Origin of the sequence: Skermanella sp. TT6 (assembly GCF_016653635.2) — a bacterium.
GTDB lineage: Bacteria > Pseudomonadota > Alphaproteobacteria > Azospirillales > Azospirillaceae > Skermanella > Skermanella cutis.
Window position 1 is genome coordinate 3196487 of record NZ_CP067420.1, and the last position, 18051, is coordinate 3214537.

14 protein-coding genes and 2 riboswitches are annotated in these 18051 nt (G+C 67.8%); of the genes, 2 read left to right on the forward strand and 12 right to left on the reverse strand.

The window, feature by feature from the left end; translation table 11 throughout:
• Positions 1-2: 2 nt before the first annotated feature.
• The 6 genes from cobW to IGS68_RS15140 all read right to left on the reverse strand — a co-directional run bounded on the left by cobW (position 3) and on the right by IGS68_RS15140 (position 6140).
• Positions 3-1034 carry a cobalamin biosynthesis protein CobW gene (gene cobW, locus IGS68_RS15115; RefSeq protein ID WP_201070507.1) on the reverse strand — a complete coding sequence of 344 codons (1032 nt, stop codon included), beginning with the start codon at positions 1032-1034 and terminating at the stop codon, positions 3-5.
• A 9-nt stretch (positions 1035-1043) separates the two neighbouring features.
• Complete coding sequence (gene cobU / locus IGS68_RS15120) at positions 1044-1592, reverse strand: bifunctional adenosylcobinamide kinase/adenosylcobinamide-phosphate guanylyltransferase (RefSeq protein WP_371821778.1); 549 nt, start codon at positions 1590-1592, stop codon at positions 1044-1046.
• Positions 1593-1631: 39 nt separating this feature from the next.
• A riboswitch (cobalamin riboswitch) is annotated at positions 1632-1859 on the reverse strand.
• A gap of 68 nt (positions 1860-1927) precedes the next feature.
• Positions 1928-2674, reverse strand: coding sequence for a terminase small subunit (locus IGS68_RS15125; RefSeq protein WP_201070509.1), 747 nt, complete (start codon positions 2672-2674; stop codon positions 1928-1930).
• Between the two features lie 75 nt (positions 2675-2749).
• Positions 2750-4555, reverse strand: coding sequence for a phosphomethylpyrimidine synthase ThiC (thiC, locus tag IGS68_RS15130; protein ID WP_201070511.1), 1806 nt, complete (start codon positions 4553-4555; stop codon positions 2750-2752).
• A gap of 70 nt (positions 4556-4625) precedes the next feature.
• Positions 4626-4744: riboswitch (TPP riboswitch) on the reverse strand.
• A 66-nt stretch (positions 4745-4810) separates the two neighbouring features.
• The gene (locus IGS68_RS15135; RefSeq protein ID WP_201070513.1) at positions 4811-5722 is read right to left on the reverse strand and encodes a hypothetical protein; all 912 of its coding nucleotides are present in this window, start codon (positions 5720-5722) and stop codon (positions 4811-4813) included.
• Between the two features lie 193 nt (positions 5723-5915).
• Positions 5916-6140: a hypothetical protein gene (locus IGS68_RS15140; RefSeq protein ID WP_201070515.1), complete on the reverse strand. Its 225-nt coding sequence runs from the start codon at positions 6138-6140 to the stop codon at positions 5916-5918.
• Positions 6141-6434: 294 nt separating this feature from the next.
• On the opposite strand from IGS68_RS15140, the gene IGS68_RS15145 reads away from it, so the two are divergent.
• The gene (locus IGS68_RS15145) at positions 6435-7643 is read left to right on the forward strand and encodes an EAL domain-containing protein (RefSeq protein WP_201070526.1); all 1209 of its coding nucleotides are present in this window, start codon (positions 6435-6437) and stop codon (positions 7641-7643) included.
• A 64-nt stretch (positions 7644-7707) separates the two neighbouring features.
• Here the strand turns inward: IGS68_RS15145 and IGS68_RS15150 are convergent, their stop codons facing one another.
• Positions 7708-9342, reverse strand: coding sequence for a DUF3369 domain-containing protein (locus tag IGS68_RS15150; protein ID WP_201070529.1), 1635 nt, complete (start codon positions 9340-9342; stop codon positions 7708-7710).
• Complete coding sequence (locus tag IGS68_RS15155; protein WP_201070537.1) at positions 9339-11399, reverse strand: PAS-domain containing protein; 2061 nt, start codon at positions 11397-11399, stop codon at positions 9339-9341. The genes IGS68_RS15150 and IGS68_RS15155 overlap by 4 nt, the downstream gene beginning before the upstream one ends.
• Positions 11400-11629: 230 nt before the next feature.
• On the opposite strand from IGS68_RS15155, the gene IGS68_RS15160 reads away from it, so the two are divergent.
• A complete protein-coding gene (locus tag IGS68_RS15160) occupies positions 11630-12892 on the forward strand; it encodes an IS110 family RNA-guided transposase (protein ID WP_201070323.1) in 1263 nt (420 codons plus the stop codon).
• A gap of 370 nt (positions 12893-13262) precedes the next feature.
• On the opposite strand, the gene IGS68_RS15165 is transcribed toward IGS68_RS15160, so the two are convergent.
• From IGS68_RS15165 to IGS68_RS15180, 4 genes are all read right to left on the reverse strand, one after another.
• Positions 13263-13973: a metallophosphoesterase family protein gene (locus IGS68_RS15165; protein WP_201070541.1), complete on the reverse strand. Its 711-nt coding sequence runs from the start codon at positions 13971-13973 to the stop codon at positions 13263-13265.
• A gap of 249 nt (positions 13974-14222) precedes the next feature.
• Positions 14223-15095 (reverse strand): cytochrome c, encoded by an 873-nt coding sequence (locus tag IGS68_RS15170; RefSeq protein WP_247880867.1) that lies wholly within the window; start codon positions 15093-15095, stop codon positions 14223-14225.
• A gap of 2 nt (positions 15096-15097) precedes the next feature.
• Positions 15098-15613 carry a c-type cytochrome gene (locus IGS68_RS15175; RefSeq protein WP_201070542.1) on the reverse strand — a complete coding sequence of 172 codons (516 nt, stop codon included), beginning with the start codon at positions 15611-15613 and terminating at the stop codon, positions 15098-15100.
• 92 nt (positions 15614-15705) lie between these two features.
• The gene (locus IGS68_RS15180) at positions 15706-17877 is read right to left on the reverse strand and encodes a DUF3141 domain-containing protein (RefSeq protein WP_201070543.1); all 2172 of its coding nucleotides are present in this window, start codon (positions 17875-17877) and stop codon (positions 15706-15708) included.
• Between the last annotated feature and the right edge of the window lie 174 nt (positions 17878-18051).

Sequence of the window (18051 nt, forward strand, 5' to 3'; positions counted from 1 at the left end):
GCTCAGCCGCGCAGGATGGATTCGACCGCCGCCCGGTCGAGCCCGCGCTGGCCGATCACCACCAGCTCGCTCCGGCGCTCCTCCTCCGGCTTCCAGCGCCGGTCGTAATAACGCTGGATGCGGTCGCCGACGCCCTGCACCACATGGCGCATCGGCTTGCCGGCCACATCCAGGAAGCCCTTTATCCGCAGGATGTCGTGGGCGGCGACGGCGGACAGGATGCGTGCCTCGACCTCTTCCGGAGTCCGCACGGCGCCGAGCCCGATCACGAAGCTGTCGAAATCGTCGTGGTCGTGGTCCTCGCCCTCCATCTCGTGGTGGGACGGCCGGCTGTCCAGGTCGTCCTCCGCCGCGGCGCCGATTCCCAGCAGGACCAGCGGATCGATGCCGCCCTGGACCGACACCACCGTCTTGACCGCGGGGCGGAGGTGCCTGGCGACGGTGGCCGTCACCGCCTCCAGCGTGGCGGCATCGACCCGGTCGGCCTTGTTCAGGACGACCATGTCGGCGCACTGGACCTGCTCCTCGAACAGCTCCTCCAGCGGGCTTTCATGGTCGAGGGAGTCGTCCGCCTCGCGCGCGGCCTGCACGGCATCGGGATCGCTGGCGAAACGGCCGGCGGCGACGGCCTCGGCATCGATCACGGCGATCACGCCGTCCACCGTCACGCGGGTGCGGATCTCCGGCCAGGCGAACGCCTTGACCAGCGGCTTGGGCAGCGCCAGGCCGGACGTTTCGATGACGATATGGTCGGGCGGCTGCGGCTGGTTCAGCAGCTTCTCGATGGTCGGCAGGAAATCGTCGGCGACGGTGCAGCAGATGCAGCCGTTGGTCAGCTCGACGATGTCCTCCTCCCGGCAGTTCTCCACGCCGCAGCCGGCCAGGAGCTCGCGGTCGACGCCGAGGTCGCCGAACTCGTTGATGATCAGGGCCAGCCGGCGGCCGCGGGCGTTCTCGATCAGGTGGCGGACCAGGCTGGTCTTGCCGGCGCCGAGGAAGCCGGTGACGACCGTCGCGGGGATCTTGGTGCTCAAGGAAGGTTCCTAACGGTTGCTTTTGACGGTCACGGGCAGCCCCGCGACCAGGAGATAGACGCTGTCGGCCACCGCCGCCACCTCCTGGTGGAGGCGGCCGGCATGGTCACGGAAAGCGCGTGCCATGGCGTTGTCCGGCACGATGCCGAGCCCGACCTCGTTGGAGACGAACACCACGGGGCCGGTCAGGGCCGGCAGGCATTCGACGAGGCCTCGGGTCTCGTGCGCGACGTCGCGCTCCTCCAGCATCAGGTTGGTGACCCACAGGGTCAGGCAATCGACCAGCACGACCGCGTCGGGCGACGCGAGGCCCGGCAGGGTGCCGGCGAGGTCGAGCGGTTCCTCGACGGTGGTCCAGCGCGGGCCGCGCCTGTCGCGGTGCTCGTCGATGCGGCTCGCCATCTCGGTGTCCCACGCCCTGCCGGTCGCGAGATAGACCGGGCGCGGCGCCCGTTCGGCCATGGCTTCGGCGAAGCGGCTCTTGCCCGACCGGGCGCCGCCTAGGACGAGGGTCACGCCGGGCGGCGCTCCCGAGGGGTCTTCTGGAATCGACATCATGCCCCACCTCCGCCGGTGCACCCCGCCCGGCCGTGATTGAAACGACGGCGCTCGACGGCAGGTCTCCTGGCTTCGCGGGTCCATGCGGGCGCCAGCGCCTTCCCGGATGCCCGAGGGCACCAGTGGCTTCAGATGGACGACACCCGCTCGCCGCTTACAGTTGCGGGGGCAGCTCCGGACTCGGGCGGCCTGACGCGCCCCCACCGGATTCCCTCTTGGCGGCCAGTCGGCGTCACGCCGCCCGGCACCATCGAGCGGGCGCACTATCGGCGGCAGGGCCCGGCCCTGTCAATGCTCCCTCTCGGGCACGGGGCGAAAGCGCGGTCTCCGGCCGCTCAGGCAGCGGTAAGCCCGGGGTCGAAGCCCCGGGGCCTGGGGCCTGGGATCAGGCCGGGTATGGACGAGAGGGCGGTGGCCGACGGGAGGTCGTCGAAGCGCCGGGTCATCCTCCGCTTGCCCCTAAGGTCATCCTTGGTCATCGCCTCGACTGGCTGAACCGGCGGCGCGGGCGCGGGAGCGGCGACCGGCGCGGATGTCGGCGCGGATCGTGGGGCGGATCGTGGGGCGGATCGTGGGGCGGATTCGGGAGCGGGGAAGCGGATATGATCAAGTTCCTCTTCCGGATCGCAGTCCAGCCGTTCCAGGTCGGCGTCGGGATGGACGACGTCGAGGTGATAATGGTGGGCGATCCGCTTGTCCTGGATGATGCCCTCCAGCTTCAGGCGGAATTCCACCGCCTTGAACGCGAGGCCGAAGCTGTTCGCCTTCAGGGCACCGTCGAGGATCTCCGTGACCACGGCGACCGCGTCGTCCAGGCGGAGTTGGCGATGGGCATTGCGGGCCGTCCGTATCTGGTCGATGCGCACGCGGATTTCCGGCTGGCGCATCAGCAGGGCGGCGCGCTGCTTGGCGCCGTTGGGCGAGTAGCCGGCCCGGCGGGCCGCCTCAGCACCCCCGACCCCCAGGACCATCGCGGCGCAGAACGCCTCCTGGCGCAAGGTCAGGACGATCGAGGGGGCGGGATCGGGCCGGACGGACCCTGCCGCCGGGGAGGCGGACGCTGCGCGGGACGGGGACTGCATGGCACAACTCCTTTAGGAACGAGGTTCACAGAATAAGGAATTTATACCGATAGAAGATCCCGCGCAACATTCCCGTCAGTCGACCGGACGGTAGATCTCCGAGCCGCCGGCGCGGAAGCTCGCCGACATCCCGGCCATGCCGGAGGCGGCGTATTCCCTCACCTCCTGCGTGATCTTCATCGAGCAGAATTTCGGGCCGCACATGGAGCAGAAGTGAGCCGACTTGGCGCCTTCGGCCGGCAGGGTCTGGTCATGGAACCGCTCCGCCGTCTCGGGATCGAGCGACAGGTGGAACTGGTCGCGCCAGCGGAAGTCGAACCGGGCGCGGCTGAGCGCGTCGTCCCTCAGCCTGGCCGCCGGATGCCCCTTGGCAAGGTCGGCGGCGTGGGCCGCGATCTTGTAGGTGACGACCCCGACCTTGACGTCGTCGCGGTCGGGCAGCCCCAGATGCTCCTTCGGAGTCACGTAGCACAGCATCGCCGTGCCGAACCAGCCGATCATGGCGGCGCCGATGCCGCTGGTGATGTGGTCGTAGCCGGGCGCGATGTCGGTGGTCAGCGGGCCGAGCGTGTAGAAGGGCGCTTCGCGGCAGACGTCGAGCTGCCGGTCCATGTTCTCCTTGATCCTGTGCATCGGCACATGGCCCGGCCCCTCCACCATGACCTGCACGTCGTGCTTCCAGGCGACCTGGGTCAGTTCGCCCAGCGTCTCCAGCTCGGCGAACTGCGCCGCGTCGTTGGCGTCGGCGATGGAGCCCGGCCGCAGCCCGTCGCCCAGCGAGAAGCTGATGTCGTAGGCCCGCATGATCTCGCAGATCTCGTCGAACCGGGTATAGAGGAAGTTCTCCCGGTGGTGCGCCAGGCACCACTTGGCGAGGATCGAGCCGCCGCGCGAGACGATGCCGGTCACCCGGCGCGCGGTCAGGGGGATGTGGGCGAGCCGGACCCCGGCATGGATGGTGAAGTAATCCACGCCCTGCTCCGCCTGCTCGATCAGCGTGTCGCGGTAGATGTCCCAGGTCAGTTCCTCGGCCCGGCCGCCGACCTTCTCCAGGGCCTGGTAGATCGGGACGGTGCCGATCGGCACGGCGGAGTTGCGGATGATCCACTCGCGGGTGGTGTGGATGTTGGCGCCGGTCGAGAGGTCCATCACGGTGTCGGCTCCCCAGCGGGTCGCCCAGACCATCTTCTCGACCTCCTCTCCCACGGAGGAGGCGACGGCGGAATTGCCGATGTTGGCGTTGATCTTGACCAGGAAACTGCGGCCGATGATCATCGGTTCGATCTCGGGGTGATTGATGTTGGCCGGGATGATCGCCCTGCCCCTCGCCACCTCGTCGCGCACGAACTCGGGGGTGACATGGTCGGGGATCGCGGCGCCGAAGGACCGGCCGTCCGGCACGGCATCGAGCGCCGCCTGCCGGCCGAGGTTCTCCCGGATCGCGACATACTCCATCTCCGGCGTGACGATGCCGCGCCGCGCATAGGCCATCTGTGTCACGGCGGCGCCGGCCCGTGCGCGTAGCGGCCTGCGGGCGGGGCCGGAGAACTCCTCCAGGTTGGCGCGCTGGCCCTGGCGCAGGCCGTTGTCCTCCGGCTTGACCGGCCGGCCGTCATAGGCCTCGGTATCGCCGCGGGCCGCGATCCAGCCGGCGCGCAGCGCGGGCAGGCCGCGGGCGATGTCGATTTCAGCAGCCGGATCGCTGTAGGGGCCGGAGCTGTCATAGACCCGGACCGGCGGCTCCCCGCTGCCCGGCTCCAGGTCGATCTCCCGCAGCGCCACCCGCAGGTCCGGGTACAGCGCGCCCGGAACATGGACCTTGCGCGACGCGGGCAGCGGCCCGGTGGAAACGGTGACGGTGGGATTGCTGTCTTTCGGCATCGTGATCTCCTGCTTCGATTGCGAGCGGAGATCCGGAATGCAGCGATGGATATGATGAGACCGGGCGCGGAGTCCTCGCCCTCTCCCCTTCCTACGCCGGCACGACCCGGATCAGGTTCAAAGGGTCTCCGCGTTGCCGCTAGGCCGACGGAATCTCAGCCCCCTATCGGGGCTCCCCTGGGAATACGCCGATCCTCAGTGCATCGCCGCCGCTTGTCAAGCCGTGAGTCGCCGTCACGCCCGATCCCGATATCCTCAGCGCGGCGTCAGGAGGTAAGGCCGGCTGCGGACCGCGACCGGGTCGGACTGGAATGTCTGGACCGCGTAGGCCTGGGCTCCTTCCAGCAGGTCCCGCATGACGATGCCCATCGGATGGGAACTCGCGCCGTAGGTCAGCCGCACGCGATCCGTCGGTCCGGCATCGGCGATGAAGTAGGTGTCGAAGGGCCGGGCGACGCTCCAGCGGCAGCCGACCGGGCCGGCCGCGGAAACGCCGTACCGGGTGACCGGGGAGATCGTGCCGGGGATCGGGGTCAGGCCGGTGGTATCGACCAGGGCGGTGAAGATGAAGTGGTCGGGCTCGTCGGGATCGCCGACCCTGAAGCCCCAGGTCTGCATCCACTCCGTCTCGGCAGTCGCGGCCGTGCCGTCGCGGACAGGATCGGGCGATGGCAGGTTGACCAGGAAGCCGGTCAGGAACGTCGGGTCGCCGAACAGGTCCCTGCCGACCGCGACGGCTGCCGGATCGTCGCACGGCACGAACAGGCGGTGGTTTCCCAGCAGCTTGGTCTGATCGTCGCCCATCAGCCACTGGTCGATGGTAACGTCGGGAACCTCGCCCCCGCGGCCTTCCGGAAAGGCTACCATGCTCAGTTCCAACTCCTGGACGATCCCGGCCGCCGACGGCGACCAGTGTTCGGGCGGCAGGTTCAGCCCGGCGGATCGGAAGGCGGCATGGACATGGAAGCCGAAGCTGACCGAGGCGCGGTCGCCGAAAATGGCTGGCCGCAGCCCGCTCCCTTCGAAGAGATCGACTACCCTGGCGGGATCGACGAGGTGATGGACCACGCAGCTGGACAGCGCCGCCTGATGGAACGGCGGTGCCACTCCCGGCGGGATCGAAGGCAACCGGGCGGGAGTATAGAGCTTCCTGGCTGTGGTCGGCATGTCCTGGCTTCCTACGGGGATGTGCGGCCAGGAGAGGTAAAACTTTCGATAGGCAAAACTCCACCTTTTTCTTCCGCGTCCGCATCATCGATCCGAAACGCCGGGAACGACTGCCGGAATCGCTGCCCGGGGGATGGAGACGGGTGACGAAGGCCCCGCCGCGGCCTCCTCCGGATCGCGGCGGGACGAGGTCCTATTTCTCGGTCTTCGCGAGGACGTGGAGCGCCTGCGCCCACAGGAAGTATTTGCACGTCGCCAGCTCTTCGATCGTGTCGATACCGAAGGCTTCCTTGAGCTTGAGCGCGTCGCTTTCGGTCACGCCCGCCAGGGCGGCAGGAGATTGCGACATCAGCTGCTTGGGCGTCATGCCTTCGTAGGTCTTGTCGAGAATCGCCTTCAGGCTTTCGATTGCGGCCATCGCCAGCTCCCTTGTGGAGGTTACAACCCATTACAAAGTTAACCAACAAACCTATGCGCTTACTTCGAGTGACGGCACCGATATGTATATCACGCAAGAAAAATCCAAGGCTTGGAGCAGCTGTCCCGCCCCGTTACGAACGGAAAACTCCGTTTGCCTTACGAACGATAAGACTCCGTCGCCAGATTATTTGACCGGTTCGGCCCATCTTTACAGAATTCGGATTAAGCCGTATTTTCCTGAAATTGCTTTATTCCGTTCCGGCAGCCGGCGACCCATCGTGGAGACCCTCCCTTGATCCGCAAGACGTTTCGACCAGGTGCAACGATCTTCTTCGAGGGACAGCCCGCCGACTGCGCCTACATCGTGGAACGGGGACAGGTCGAGATCTGCGCGACCCGGGACCGGACCCACATCACGCTGGCGACCCTCGGCCGGGGCGAGATCTTCGGCGAGATGGCGGTGCTGGACGACAGCGTCCGGTCGGCCGCGGCCCGGGCGACGGAGGAGACCGAGGTGCTGATCATCCGGCGGGATCAGCTGAAGCGGCGCATCCAGGAGGTGGAGCCGGTCGTCGGGCAATTGCTCGGCAGCCTGATCAGCCGGTTCAGGCAGGCGCAGAGCGGGCTTCTCAACGACCTGCCGGGCCGCGACCGGGGGACGGCGAACCATCTGGTGGTGTCGGCGCCCACCGGCGGCACCGAGCGCGGCGAATCGGCGCTGAACTGGATTCACCGCGAACACGACCTGGAACGCGGCCTCGGCGCCGGGGAGTTCGAGCCGTTCTTCCAGCCGATCGTGACGATCGCGGGCGGCGAACTCGCCGGGTTCGAGGCCCTTGCCCGGTGGCGCCATCCCGACCGCGGCCTGGTGCCGCCCTGCGAGTTCATCGATCTGGGCGAGAAGAGCGGCCTGATCCGGCAGATCGACCTGGCCATCATGGCGGATGCCTGCGCGCTGCTGCGCCGGACGGCCGGCGACCGTCCCCTGCCCTTCCTGAGCGTCAACCTGTCGTCGCAGCATTTCACGGACATGGACGTGGTGACCGGCCTGGCGGAGCGATTGGCGATGACCGGCTTCCCCGCCGACCGTCTGAAGGTCGAGCTGACCGAGACGGCGCTGGTCCACGATCCCCACCAGGCCTACGAAGTCATGTGCAGGATCAAGGACCTCGGCGTGACCCTGGCGCTCGACGATTTCGGGACCGGCTACTCCAGCCTTTCCTACCTGCACAAGTTCCCGTTCGACGTGCTCAAAATCGACCAGTCGTTCGTCCGGGCGCTGGGCGAAGTGGGACGCACCCATCATATCGTCGAAACCATCATCACTCTGGCCCGCCGCATGGGCATGGAGGTGGTGGCGGAAGGCGTCGAGACGGCCGACCTGATCCGGCCGCTCCGGGAACTGGGATGCACGTTCGGCCAGGGCTATCATTACAGCCGGCCGGTCCCGGCGGACGTCATGGGCGGGATGCTCGATCGACCCATCGCTTCCCGAGAGTAACCGGCACCGCCGTGGCAGCTTCATGGGGACCTCTGGACGCCGCCCCCACCCGTAGGTCCCGCGGTCAGCCTATCCCCTCCTCGTCCAGGCCGCGGTCCAGGATCGTCAGGAAGGCGTCGACCACCAGCGGGTCGAAGTGGGTCCCGCTCTGGGACTTGAGATGGTCGATGGTGTCCTGGAGGGTCCAGGCCTCCTTGTAGGGGCGCTTGTGCATCAGGGCGTCGTAGACGTCGGCGACGGCGGTGATCCGGCCGCCGACCGGGATCGCCTCGCCCTTCAGGCCGGCGGGATAGCCGGTACCGTCGTATTTCTCATGGTGGGTTTCCGCCACCTCGGCGCCGAGGCTCAGATAGCTGCGGCCCGGAACCATCTTCGCGACCTCGCGCAGGACGTTTCCGCCGATGGTGGGGTGTTGGCGGATCACGGCCATCTCCTCCTCCGTCAGCCGGGCCGGCTTGTTCAGGATGCTGTCTGGCAGGCCGACCTTGCCGACGTCGTGCAGGATGCTGGCGAGGCCGATCTGGTCGACGAAACGGTCGTCGATCTCGCCCGGGAAGGCGCCGCGCGCCTTCAGCTCCGCCGCGATCAGGCCGGTGAGCCGTTCGATCCGGCGGACATGGTGGCCGGTGATCTCGTCCTTGAACTCGGCCAGCTTGCCCAGCGCATAGACCGTCGCCTTCTGGGCGTTGAGCACCTGTTCGTAGAGATAGACGTTGTCGAAGGCGATGGCGACCTTGCCGCAGAAGATCTCCAGCAGGTTGCGGTCCAGGTCGCCCAGGGGCGGATGCCCCTCCAGGTAGACGACGCTGGTGGAATGGTTGCGCGAGCGGAACACGATCACGCTGTGGTCGGCGCAATAGATGTTCCGCCCCTCGTCCAGGGAGCGCCGGATGTCGGAGATGGCATCGGCCGACAGGATCCGTTCGAGCGGCTGCCCGGACTCCACGCCGAGCATTTCGGAGCTGGCGAGCACCCGGAGCGCGCCGACCGGCGCGGCATCGCCGTCCTGGCACACGGTGCAGAGCAGCGATCCGGTCGCCCCGTGGATCAGCGAGCGGAGCTGGAGCAGGACCCCCTCGACGAACTGGCTCATGGAACGGTGCTCGAACAGGGAGGCCGATCCGTCGATGATCTTTTCCAGCCCGCGCCGGCTCATGTCGATGCTGACGATGTGCTGGTAAGACCGCAGGGCGGCGACCACCGCCGTGAACAATTTCTGGGAGGTCAGCTCGCTCTTGGACTTGTAGTCGTTGATGTCGTAGTTGACGATCACCTGCCGCTCTGGCGCCTGTCCCGGCTGGCCCGTGCGCAGGATGACCCTGACCTGCTCGTTCCCCGCCGTGCGCCGGATGAATTCGACGCAGCGCAGGCCGGCGTCGTCGGTCTCCATCACCACGTCGAGCAGCACGACCGCGGTGTCGGGATGCTCCAGGATCAGGTGGCAGGCTTCCGACGCGCTGAAGGCGCTGATGAACTCGAGCGGCCGCTCGTCGAAGACGAAGTCGCTGAGGACGACCTTGGTGATCGCGTGCACCTCCCGGTCGTCGTCGACGATCATCACCTTCCAGGGCTTGGTCCTGCGCCGGTTCGCCGTCGGGTCGTCACCCGGCGGGGCGGAGGCCTCGTCGCCCTCGCCGTCCGTCTCCTCGGCGAACAGCAGGTCGTCGTCCTCGCCGATGTCTCCGTCGATGGCTGTCATCGCTCGTCGATCCAAAGCTCCACTTGACCCGGAGCGGTCCTGGGAATGGCGAGGATGAAGGCGGCGCCCTGGCCCACTTCGCTCATCACGTCGATGGTGCCGCCCAGGCTCTGGGTCACGATGTTGTAAACGATATGCAGTCCCAGTCCGGTCCCGCCCGTTCCCCGCCTGGTGGTGAAGAAGGGTTCGAAGATGCGCGCCAGGTTCTTTTCCGGGATGCCCCGGCCGGTGTCGGCATATCGTATCACCACGGTGGCGCTGTCGCGCAACTGGGCGGAGATGGTGATCTTTCCGATCTGCCCTTCAGAGAAGCCATGGAGGAGGGAGTTCATCATGAAGTTGGTCAGCACTTGCGATAATGCACCCGGATAACTGTCGATTTCAAGGTCGTGCGGGCAGTCCACCACGACGGCGTGCTGGGCCTGCTTCAGGCGCGGCTTCAGGCTGAGCAGGATCTCGGCGATGTAGGCCGACAGGTTGAAGCGGCGCCGGATGTCGGTGGACTGGTCAACCGCCACCTGCTTGAAGCTCTGGATCAGCTCGGCCGCGCGGCCGATGGTGGCCACCATGATCGCGGAGGTCTCGACCGCGGTTTCCAGGTAGCGCTCGGCTTCGGACTTCTTAAGCTTGCCGCCCTGGAACTGGGCGCGGAACTCCGCCGTCCGCTCGCCCAGGTGGGACGCCGCGGTCAGGGCCGTGCCGATCGGCGTGTTGATCTCGTGCGCCACCCCGGCCACCAGGGAGCCGAGCGCCGCCATCTTCTCCGCCTGGATCAGGCTGTTCTTGGCCTGCTGAAGGCTGGAATAGGCCAGCTCCGCCGCCTCCTTCGAGGCGCGCAGCTCGTCCTCGGCGGCCTTGCGCTTGGTGATGTCGGTGTAGCTGCACACGAAACCGCCGCCCGGCAGGCGGTTGCTGCGCGCCTCCACCACGGTCCCGTTGGGGCGCCGCCGCTCGTAGATCGGCCGGCTTTCGAGCAGCGCCCGCTGGTCGCCGCGGAACAGTCCGATCTCCGACTCGGGCAGGGTGTCGAAGTCGCCCTGGTCCGCGAGATAGCCGGCGATCTCGTCCTTGGTCGGGCCGCTCTCCAGGAATTCGGCGGGCAGCCCCAGAAGATCGACGCAGCGCCGGTTCCAGCCGATCACCCGGAGGTCGCGGTCGGTGATCAGCATGGCCTGGTCCATGTTCTCCAGCGTGGCCTTCAGCATGGCCCGCTCGACCGCCAGTTCCTGCTCGATGCGCTTGCGCTCGTTGATCACGTTGACCGCGGTCAGGCTGGCCTGTTCGCCCTTGTGGTCGAACAGCCGCGCGGAAAGCAGCGCCCAGAAAGGCCGCTTCATGCTGTCGGCCAGTTGCACCTCGAATTCGTCCACCTGACCGTCCTGGCGCAGCAGGACGCCCAGGCGCCGCCGCTCCTCCTCGACCACGTAGAAATCCGTGGCATACCGCCCGACGGCCAGGTCGGAGGCGATCCCGAACAGCTCGGAGGCCCGCCGGTTGATCTGGAGGATCTTCGCGTCCGAAGTCCTGGCGAGGACCAGCGGCACGGGTACCGCGTCGATCAGCTCGCGCTGGACGTCCTCCGCCTGTTTCCGCGCCGTGATGTCGGTGAACCCCACGAGGAAGGCGTCCTCGCCATGGTAGGGGATCAGGACGGCCGACAGGGTGACCCAGAAGATCCGGCCGTCGGCATTGCGCAGCCTCACTTCGCGCTCGTCGATCCGGCCGGCCTGCTCCAGGGCTGCCTGGACGTCCTCGTAGTCGACCCGCTTGGCGTACTTCACCGTGGAGCGGCGGCCCATCATGGACGCGGCGTCCTGGTTGGCGATCCGGGCCAGCGGCGTATTGACGTAGAGGACGACCTCGTCGCAGCGGCGCAGGACGGCGACCGGGAACGGTATGGCGTCGAGGATTAGCTGCTGGCCGGCCCGGGTGGGATCGTCCGCGCCGCCATCGCCGTGCGGGGCGGACGGTGCGGGCGAGGATGTTCCGCCGGTCAGGTCGGCGGGAGAGAGGCCGGGCGGCGGGAGCCGGCCCGGTCGGCGCCGGCGTCCGGCCAACCATCCTGTACCCTTCACGGGTCGAATGGTCAGCGGTATCATAGCGCCGTTGACTGATCGGGCCGATCCGCCGGGAGCAACCTTTTGCCCCCTGTGTCACGAACACCTGGGGGGGACGCGTGCCCCGGCGGCAGGCCGCGGCTGAGGCCCAGTGGGGAGTCAGCGCCAAGCGAGCGCCAGTACAGGGGTGGATCCAGGCTGCGGCGGCCCATTTGGATGGGAGCCCTTGAATGAGTGAGATGTTCGACTGGTATGTCGGCATCGACTGGGCGAGCGAGGTTCATCAGGTCTGCCTGGTCGATGATCGTGGCGTGGTACGCGGGGAGCGCGCGGTGCGCCACAGTGGCGAGGAACTGGCCGGTCTGGCGGCTTGGCTGATCGAGACCACGGGCGCCGCTCCGGAACGCATCGGCATTGGCATCGAACTGCCCCACGGTCCGGTCGTGGAGAGCCTGATGGAACGCGGCTTCGCGGTGCACGCCATCAATCCCAAGCAACTCGACCGCTTCCGGGACCGATTTTCAGTTTCCGGAGCCAAGGACGACCGGCGCGATGCCCGGGTGTTGGGCGACAGCCTGCGCACCGATACCCGCTGCTTCCGGCGCCTGAGGCGGGATGAGCCCAGAATGATCGAACTGCGCGAACGGCTGCGCATGACCGAGGAGTGTAAGCACGAGCGCGTTCGCCTGACCAATCGGATGCGCGAGCAGCTCTGGCGCTATTACCCGCAGATTCTGGACCTATCCGACGATCTGTCGGCGGCATGGTTGCTGGATCTTTGGGCGCTGGCGCCAACGCCGGCCAAGGCGCGCCGGGTGCGCGAGAGCACGATCGCCAAGCTGCTGAGGAAGCATCGGATTCGCCGGCTCGACGCCGCCGAAGTGGTGCGACGCCTGCGTCGTCCGGCGCTGACGGTGGCGTCCGGCACGGTCGAGGCGGCGAGCGCCCATGTCGGCGCTTTGCGCGACCGGCTGCGCCTCGTCAACCGCCAGATCTCGGCGGCCGAGCGGCGGGTCGACCAGATCCTGACCGAGTTGGCGGCCTCTCCAGAGGAACCGGAGGCGGTGCCGGGGCAGCCGCCACAGCAGAGCGACGTGACGATCCTGCGCTCCTTGCCGGGGGTTGGGAGGATCGTCTGCGCCACTCTGCTGGTCGAGGCCGGCGAGCCCCTGAAGGCGGGTGACCATCAAGCCCTGCGGGCGCTGGCCGGCGTGGCGCCGGTGACCCGGCGTAGTGGCAAGAGTTGCATCGTGCTGATGCGTCAGGCCTGTTGCCAGCGTCTGCGCGACGCAGTCTATCATTGGAGCCGTGTCGCGGTCCAATGCGACGCCACCTGCAAGGTGCGCTATCAAGCCCTGCGCAAAGCCGGCCACAGTCATGGCCGGGCGTTGCGCACGGTCGGCGACCGGCTGCTGGAAACCGCTTGCGCCATGTTGCGTGGCCGCGGCTTGTACGACCCGCAACGCGCCGGGCGGACACGCCAAGCCGCCTGAAGCAAGCCTCTGAAACTGGGCGGAGGTGATACTGTCCCTTACATCCGATGGAGGCGGCGCTTCCGGCGGAACGGCACGAGTCAAGCCCGTGCCGCCATCGGCGGTGACCCGCAGGGTCAGGCTTGACGCGTGTCGGGCCGTCGGGAACCATAATCATCGGACGTAAGGGGCACCCCCAGACACTACTCGGATCATTGACAAGCGGTGGGGAGTCCCCCCCCGAAGACAGCGGCCGCGCCGAGAAGGAGCAGCGAAGCATTTATCATTATCGTTCACGAAGCGGCGGTTGCTCGCGTCACGATAAGGAAAATTCGGTTAGGAAAAGTTTTCAGATCGGGGCTGCGACATCAACGCGCGGAAGCTTCGTATTCTAACAATGTGTCGCGTCATGGCGGGTGCGGGCAACCCTGGCCGGCACGGCGAGCCGCCACAATCCGGCGCGCGCTATCCCGACGACGCGCAATCCCGCCGGAAGCGTGACCTGGTAGCCGATGTGGTGGTGGCCATGGATGATCGTCCGGGCGCCCATCGAGCGGGCGAGCTCGTCCAGCACGGCGAACCCGTGCCTGTGGCTGCTGGGCGCTTCATGGCACACCAGCACGTCGGCGCGCTGGGCCTTGAGCTTCTGGTAATCCTCCCACCAGATCGACACCCGTTGCGCCAGGGGAAGCCCGCCCCTCCAGCGGTGGCCCGCCGGCAGGGAATCCAGGTAGGAGTCGCGGCTTGGGTAGCGCGGCGTCCCGTCGCCTTCCGACGGATGCCAGATGCGCCCGCGGAACACGCCTCCCAGGCCGGCGACGCGAAGGCCGGGGGCCAGTTCGACCACCTGCCCATGCAGGTTGAAGTCCGCCAGACCGCTGTCGAAGAGATTGCTGTACCAGTGGACCCGGTCGCCGTCGTGGTTGCCGGGGATCCACCAGACCGGAACCCCCGCCGCCACGACCGGAGCCAGCACCTCTTCCAGCGGCTGCTCCAGATCATGGTCGCCGACGATCACCACCGCCTTCGGGCGCTTGACGGCTACGGCCCGGATGATCTGCGAGAAGCTGCCGTGGGGATCGCCACAGAACAGGATCGTCATGGCGTACCCCGTCGAGCGGCCTGTCGGCGCAGGTCGGGTACGCGCATCTATCCTCCTCCCCACGGACCTCTGCGCCCGATCCGGCCCCGCTTCCTGGTGAAGGCTCCGGGCCCGCGACCGGAAAGGCCGCTTCGGCGCATCCACAGCTTCGTTATTAGTGTAAAGTGCTCCGCTTTCTCACGAAACCCGAAAAGTTGGGTATTTCGCCTCGATGCGCGCCGGCCCTTCCCGAGGAAGGCCCGGCCCCGGTCACCCGCCCGGCGGAACGGTCAGCAGGTAGGCCGCGATGGCTTCCCGGTCCTCGGCGGTCAGCTTGGAGGTACTGTTCTCCACCACCTCGTTCATGCCGCCGCCGACGAAGTCGCCGTCGGGCATCATGCCGATCTCCAGCAGGAAGGCGATCTCTCCGGGCGACCATTTGCCGATGCCGTTCTCGGGATCGGACGTGATGTTCGGCACCGGCTTGCCTTCCGGACCGTCGGCCGTGCCGGCGAGCATCCGGCCGTGGTCGACGGCGCCCATGAAGTTGCGCGGGCTATGGCATTCGCCGCAGTGCCCCGCCGCCTGGACGAGATAGCGCCCGCGCTCCCATCGCGCATCGCGGCCGGCTTCGGGCGGCAGGCCGCCGCGGTCCAGGAAGAGGGCCTGCCAGGCCGGCAGCAGGAAACGCCAGCCGAAGGGAGGCGAAACGTCGTGGGGCCGGTTCGGCTTCGAGACGGCCGGCTGGGCATCCAGGTAGGCCTTGAGGTCGTGCAGGTCCTGGTCGGTCAGGTGGGTGAACGAGGTATAGGGAAAAACCGGGAAATAGGCCGTGCCGTCCGGCGAGCGGCCCTCGCGCAGCGCGCGGACGAAATCCTCGTCGGTCCAGCCGCCGATCCCGGTCTCCGGGTCGGGGGTTATGTTCGGCCCGTAGAAGGTGCCGAACGGGGTCTTCAGGGCCCGCCCGCCGGCCAGCCGGGGGGCTTCCTTGGATTCGGTGTGGCAGCCCAGGCAGCCGGCGGCGTTGAAGATGTACTCGCCGCGCTTGACCGGATCGTCCCCGGCCGTCTGGGCCATCGAGGGGGCGGCGCCGCCGGCCACGAGGGCCAGCGGCACGCCCAGGCGTAGAAGCCAGGAAGCCACGCTCAGTTTTTCTTCTGGCGGAAGTCGTCGTGGCAGCCGCCGCAGGATTGCCCGACCTGTGCGAACTGCCGGGCGATCGCCGCGCGGTCGCCCCCCTCGGCGGCGGACGACAACTCGTCGCCGGCGGTCACCAGCCGGGCGGCGGCCTGCTCGAACTTCGGCCACTGCTGCCAGATCTCGGGCTTGGCCTCGCTGCCCTCGATCCGTCCGATGCCGGTGTCTGCGGGGAACAGGCTGGGGGCGATCTTCTGAGAAGCCTGCCGGATCGCGGCGGCGCCCTCGCGTACCCCCTCGACCGTGCCGCCCTCGTTCTTGACGTAGGCGGAGATCTTCTTCATCGCGTCGCCCATGGATTTCATGGCCGATTCACGCTCCTTGACCACGGCGGCCGGGTCGGCGGACACCGGCCGCTGGGATTGGGCACCGACCTGGCCGATGGCGGCGACGAGGATTCCTGCCGAAGCGACGCAGATCACGGCATTTCGGACGATGCCTTGTCTCTGACTGATCTTGCTCAACGCAACTCTCCTTCCGCTGATGACCAGGGAAGTAGACTCGAAACGCCGGCTCTCCACCCCGAGCCAGAGGGATTAACCCTTTGGGAGCGCCGTCAGGCGTTGGCCGCCCGTCCGGTTTTCCGCTCCTGGAGCCCAAGCGCCGCCTGGACTCGGTCGAGGCGCGCCTGCGCCTTGGCGGACAGGGCGCCCTGGGCCCCGGAGATGCGCCGGACGGCGTCCAGGACGCGCTCGCGGCCCTCGCTGTCGGGAACGAGGCCGGGAAGGGCGCGAATCGCGCGCTCCTCGTCGATCTGGAGGATGGCGGCCTGGACGCGAACGCAGTCCTTCACCTGGGCGACGCTCACCTTCCCGGCTTCCGGCCGCTCGTCGCGGATCCGCTCCATCATCCGGAAGGTGCGTTCGTCCACCATGCGGCGGTCCTCGCGGAAGACATAAAGCAGGGAGCGCATCAGCGCCTCCAGCCGACCGCCCTCCTCTATCCGGGTCGCCAGCAATGCCATCCGGGCCTTGGCCAGCTCGGCGCGCAGCTCGGCGTCGCCCCGGCGGCGGACATGCCGCGCGCCCTCGGCGCGCAGGCCGACGGCCGCCTCGACCAGGGGCGCCCCGTAGATCGCCTTGAACATCCGCTCGTAGCCGATGTCGCGGGCCTTCCGGTACTCCTCCAGCGCCTGGACGATGCCGTCCGACATCCGCCGCTCCGCCTCCGCGAAGGGATTGCCGGGAGCGGCCGGCCGCCGGTCCCGCCGGATCGCCTCGGCCAGGGGCTCCAGCGGCCTCATGAAGGGATTGAAGTCCGAGGCCATCAGGCGTTCGAGTCGCGCCGGATGCATCAGCCGCAGCCAGCGGGCCGTCGCCTCGTTTACGAAGGGAGTGATCCAGGGGCGGGCGAAAGTCTCGTACAGGCCCTCGTTGACCTGGGAGACGCGGGCGACGGTCTCGAACCGCAGCTCGTCTTCCCGCGTGTCGTCCAGCTCGAGGATGTCTTCGATCTCGCGCGGTTCGAACCGCATGACGTAGCGGTCCGGGATCAGGTCGGCGTTGGGCAGGTCCGGCCGCTTGTCGTCGATGATCAGCTCGTAAAGGCCGGGCGGCAGGATGTCGATGAAGTCCAGGCCGCCGATGAACTCGGAGGTTTGCTTCTGCGCGACCCTGGCCGACACGAAGATGCCGAGATGGCCGATGTCCTCGTGCAGGGTATAGACGATGACCTGCTCGTTCGTGCGGATCTCCTCCGCGCTGTCGTAGACGTCGGCGATCCAGTTCAGGGCCTGCTGGGGCGGCGTGATGTTGTCGCCCCACGAGGCGAAGATCACGATGGGCGAGCGGATGTTGCGCAGGTCGATCGTCTTGCCGCCCTCGGACGTGACGATCTCGCCCCGCGCCAGCTTGTTGCCGATGAACAGGCCGTTGACGATGGCGAGGATCTCCTCCTGGTTCATCAGGAAGATGCCGCCCCACCAGCGCTCGAACTCCAGGAACCGCTCCTCCTCGGTATCGATCCTGGAATAGAGGTTGTAGTACTTGGTCCAGTAGGTGTTCGCCGGGTTCAGGCTCTCGAAGTTCCGGACCAGGTTTGCGCCGTCGAAGCGGCCGTTGCCCAGGTCGCTGGCGAGCAGCGCCGCCCAGGATCCGCCGGTCAGCCCGCCGGTGTAGCGCATCGGGTTCGATCCCTCGACGCCCGCCCAGTAGGACAGCGGCGCCCCGGCGAGGATGATCGGCCCCATGATCTCCGGCCGGGCGGCGCTCAGGATGGCGACGGCCCAGCCGGCCTGGCAGTTGCCGTAGATGCAGGGCTTGTCGCTGTCGGGATGCAGGTCACGGACCGTCTCGACGAACAGGGCCTCGGCCCGCGCCACGTCCTCCAGCGTCTGGCCCGGCTCCGGTTCCGGGAAGAAGGTGACGAAATAGCAGGGATGGCCGAAGCGGAGCGCGAATCCGACCTGGCTGTCCTCCTTGAAGCCGCCGATGCCCGGCCCGTGGCCCGCCCGGGGATCGACGATGATGAACGGGCGCTTCGCCGGGTCGATCCGCTGCCCCGGCCTGGGCAGGATGCGGAGCAGGGCGTAGTTGGCCGGCCGGTCCAGGGTCCTGCCGTCCAGCACCGTCTCGTGCTCGAAAGCCAGCAGCGGCGGCTTGCCCTGTTCGAAATGCTCGACCGCGATGTTGCCGCGCTTGCGCAGGACGTCCCAGAACAGGACCGAGCGCTGCGCGCTGTCGGTCACGTATTCGGCCCAGTTCCTGTAAAGCTCGGTGAAGATCGTCATCGGCTCGCTCCTGGCGGCGGCCGGCACGGCCTGGGGCCGTCCGGCCGAGACTACTTTGAGGGAGGATGGAACGTTAATGGTTTGTTAGCCTTGTCGCTTCGCAGGAGTCAAGGGGCGTACCCCGTGACGGAACCGCCCCCGAGCGGATCGCACCGGTGCCATTTCGATTAATTC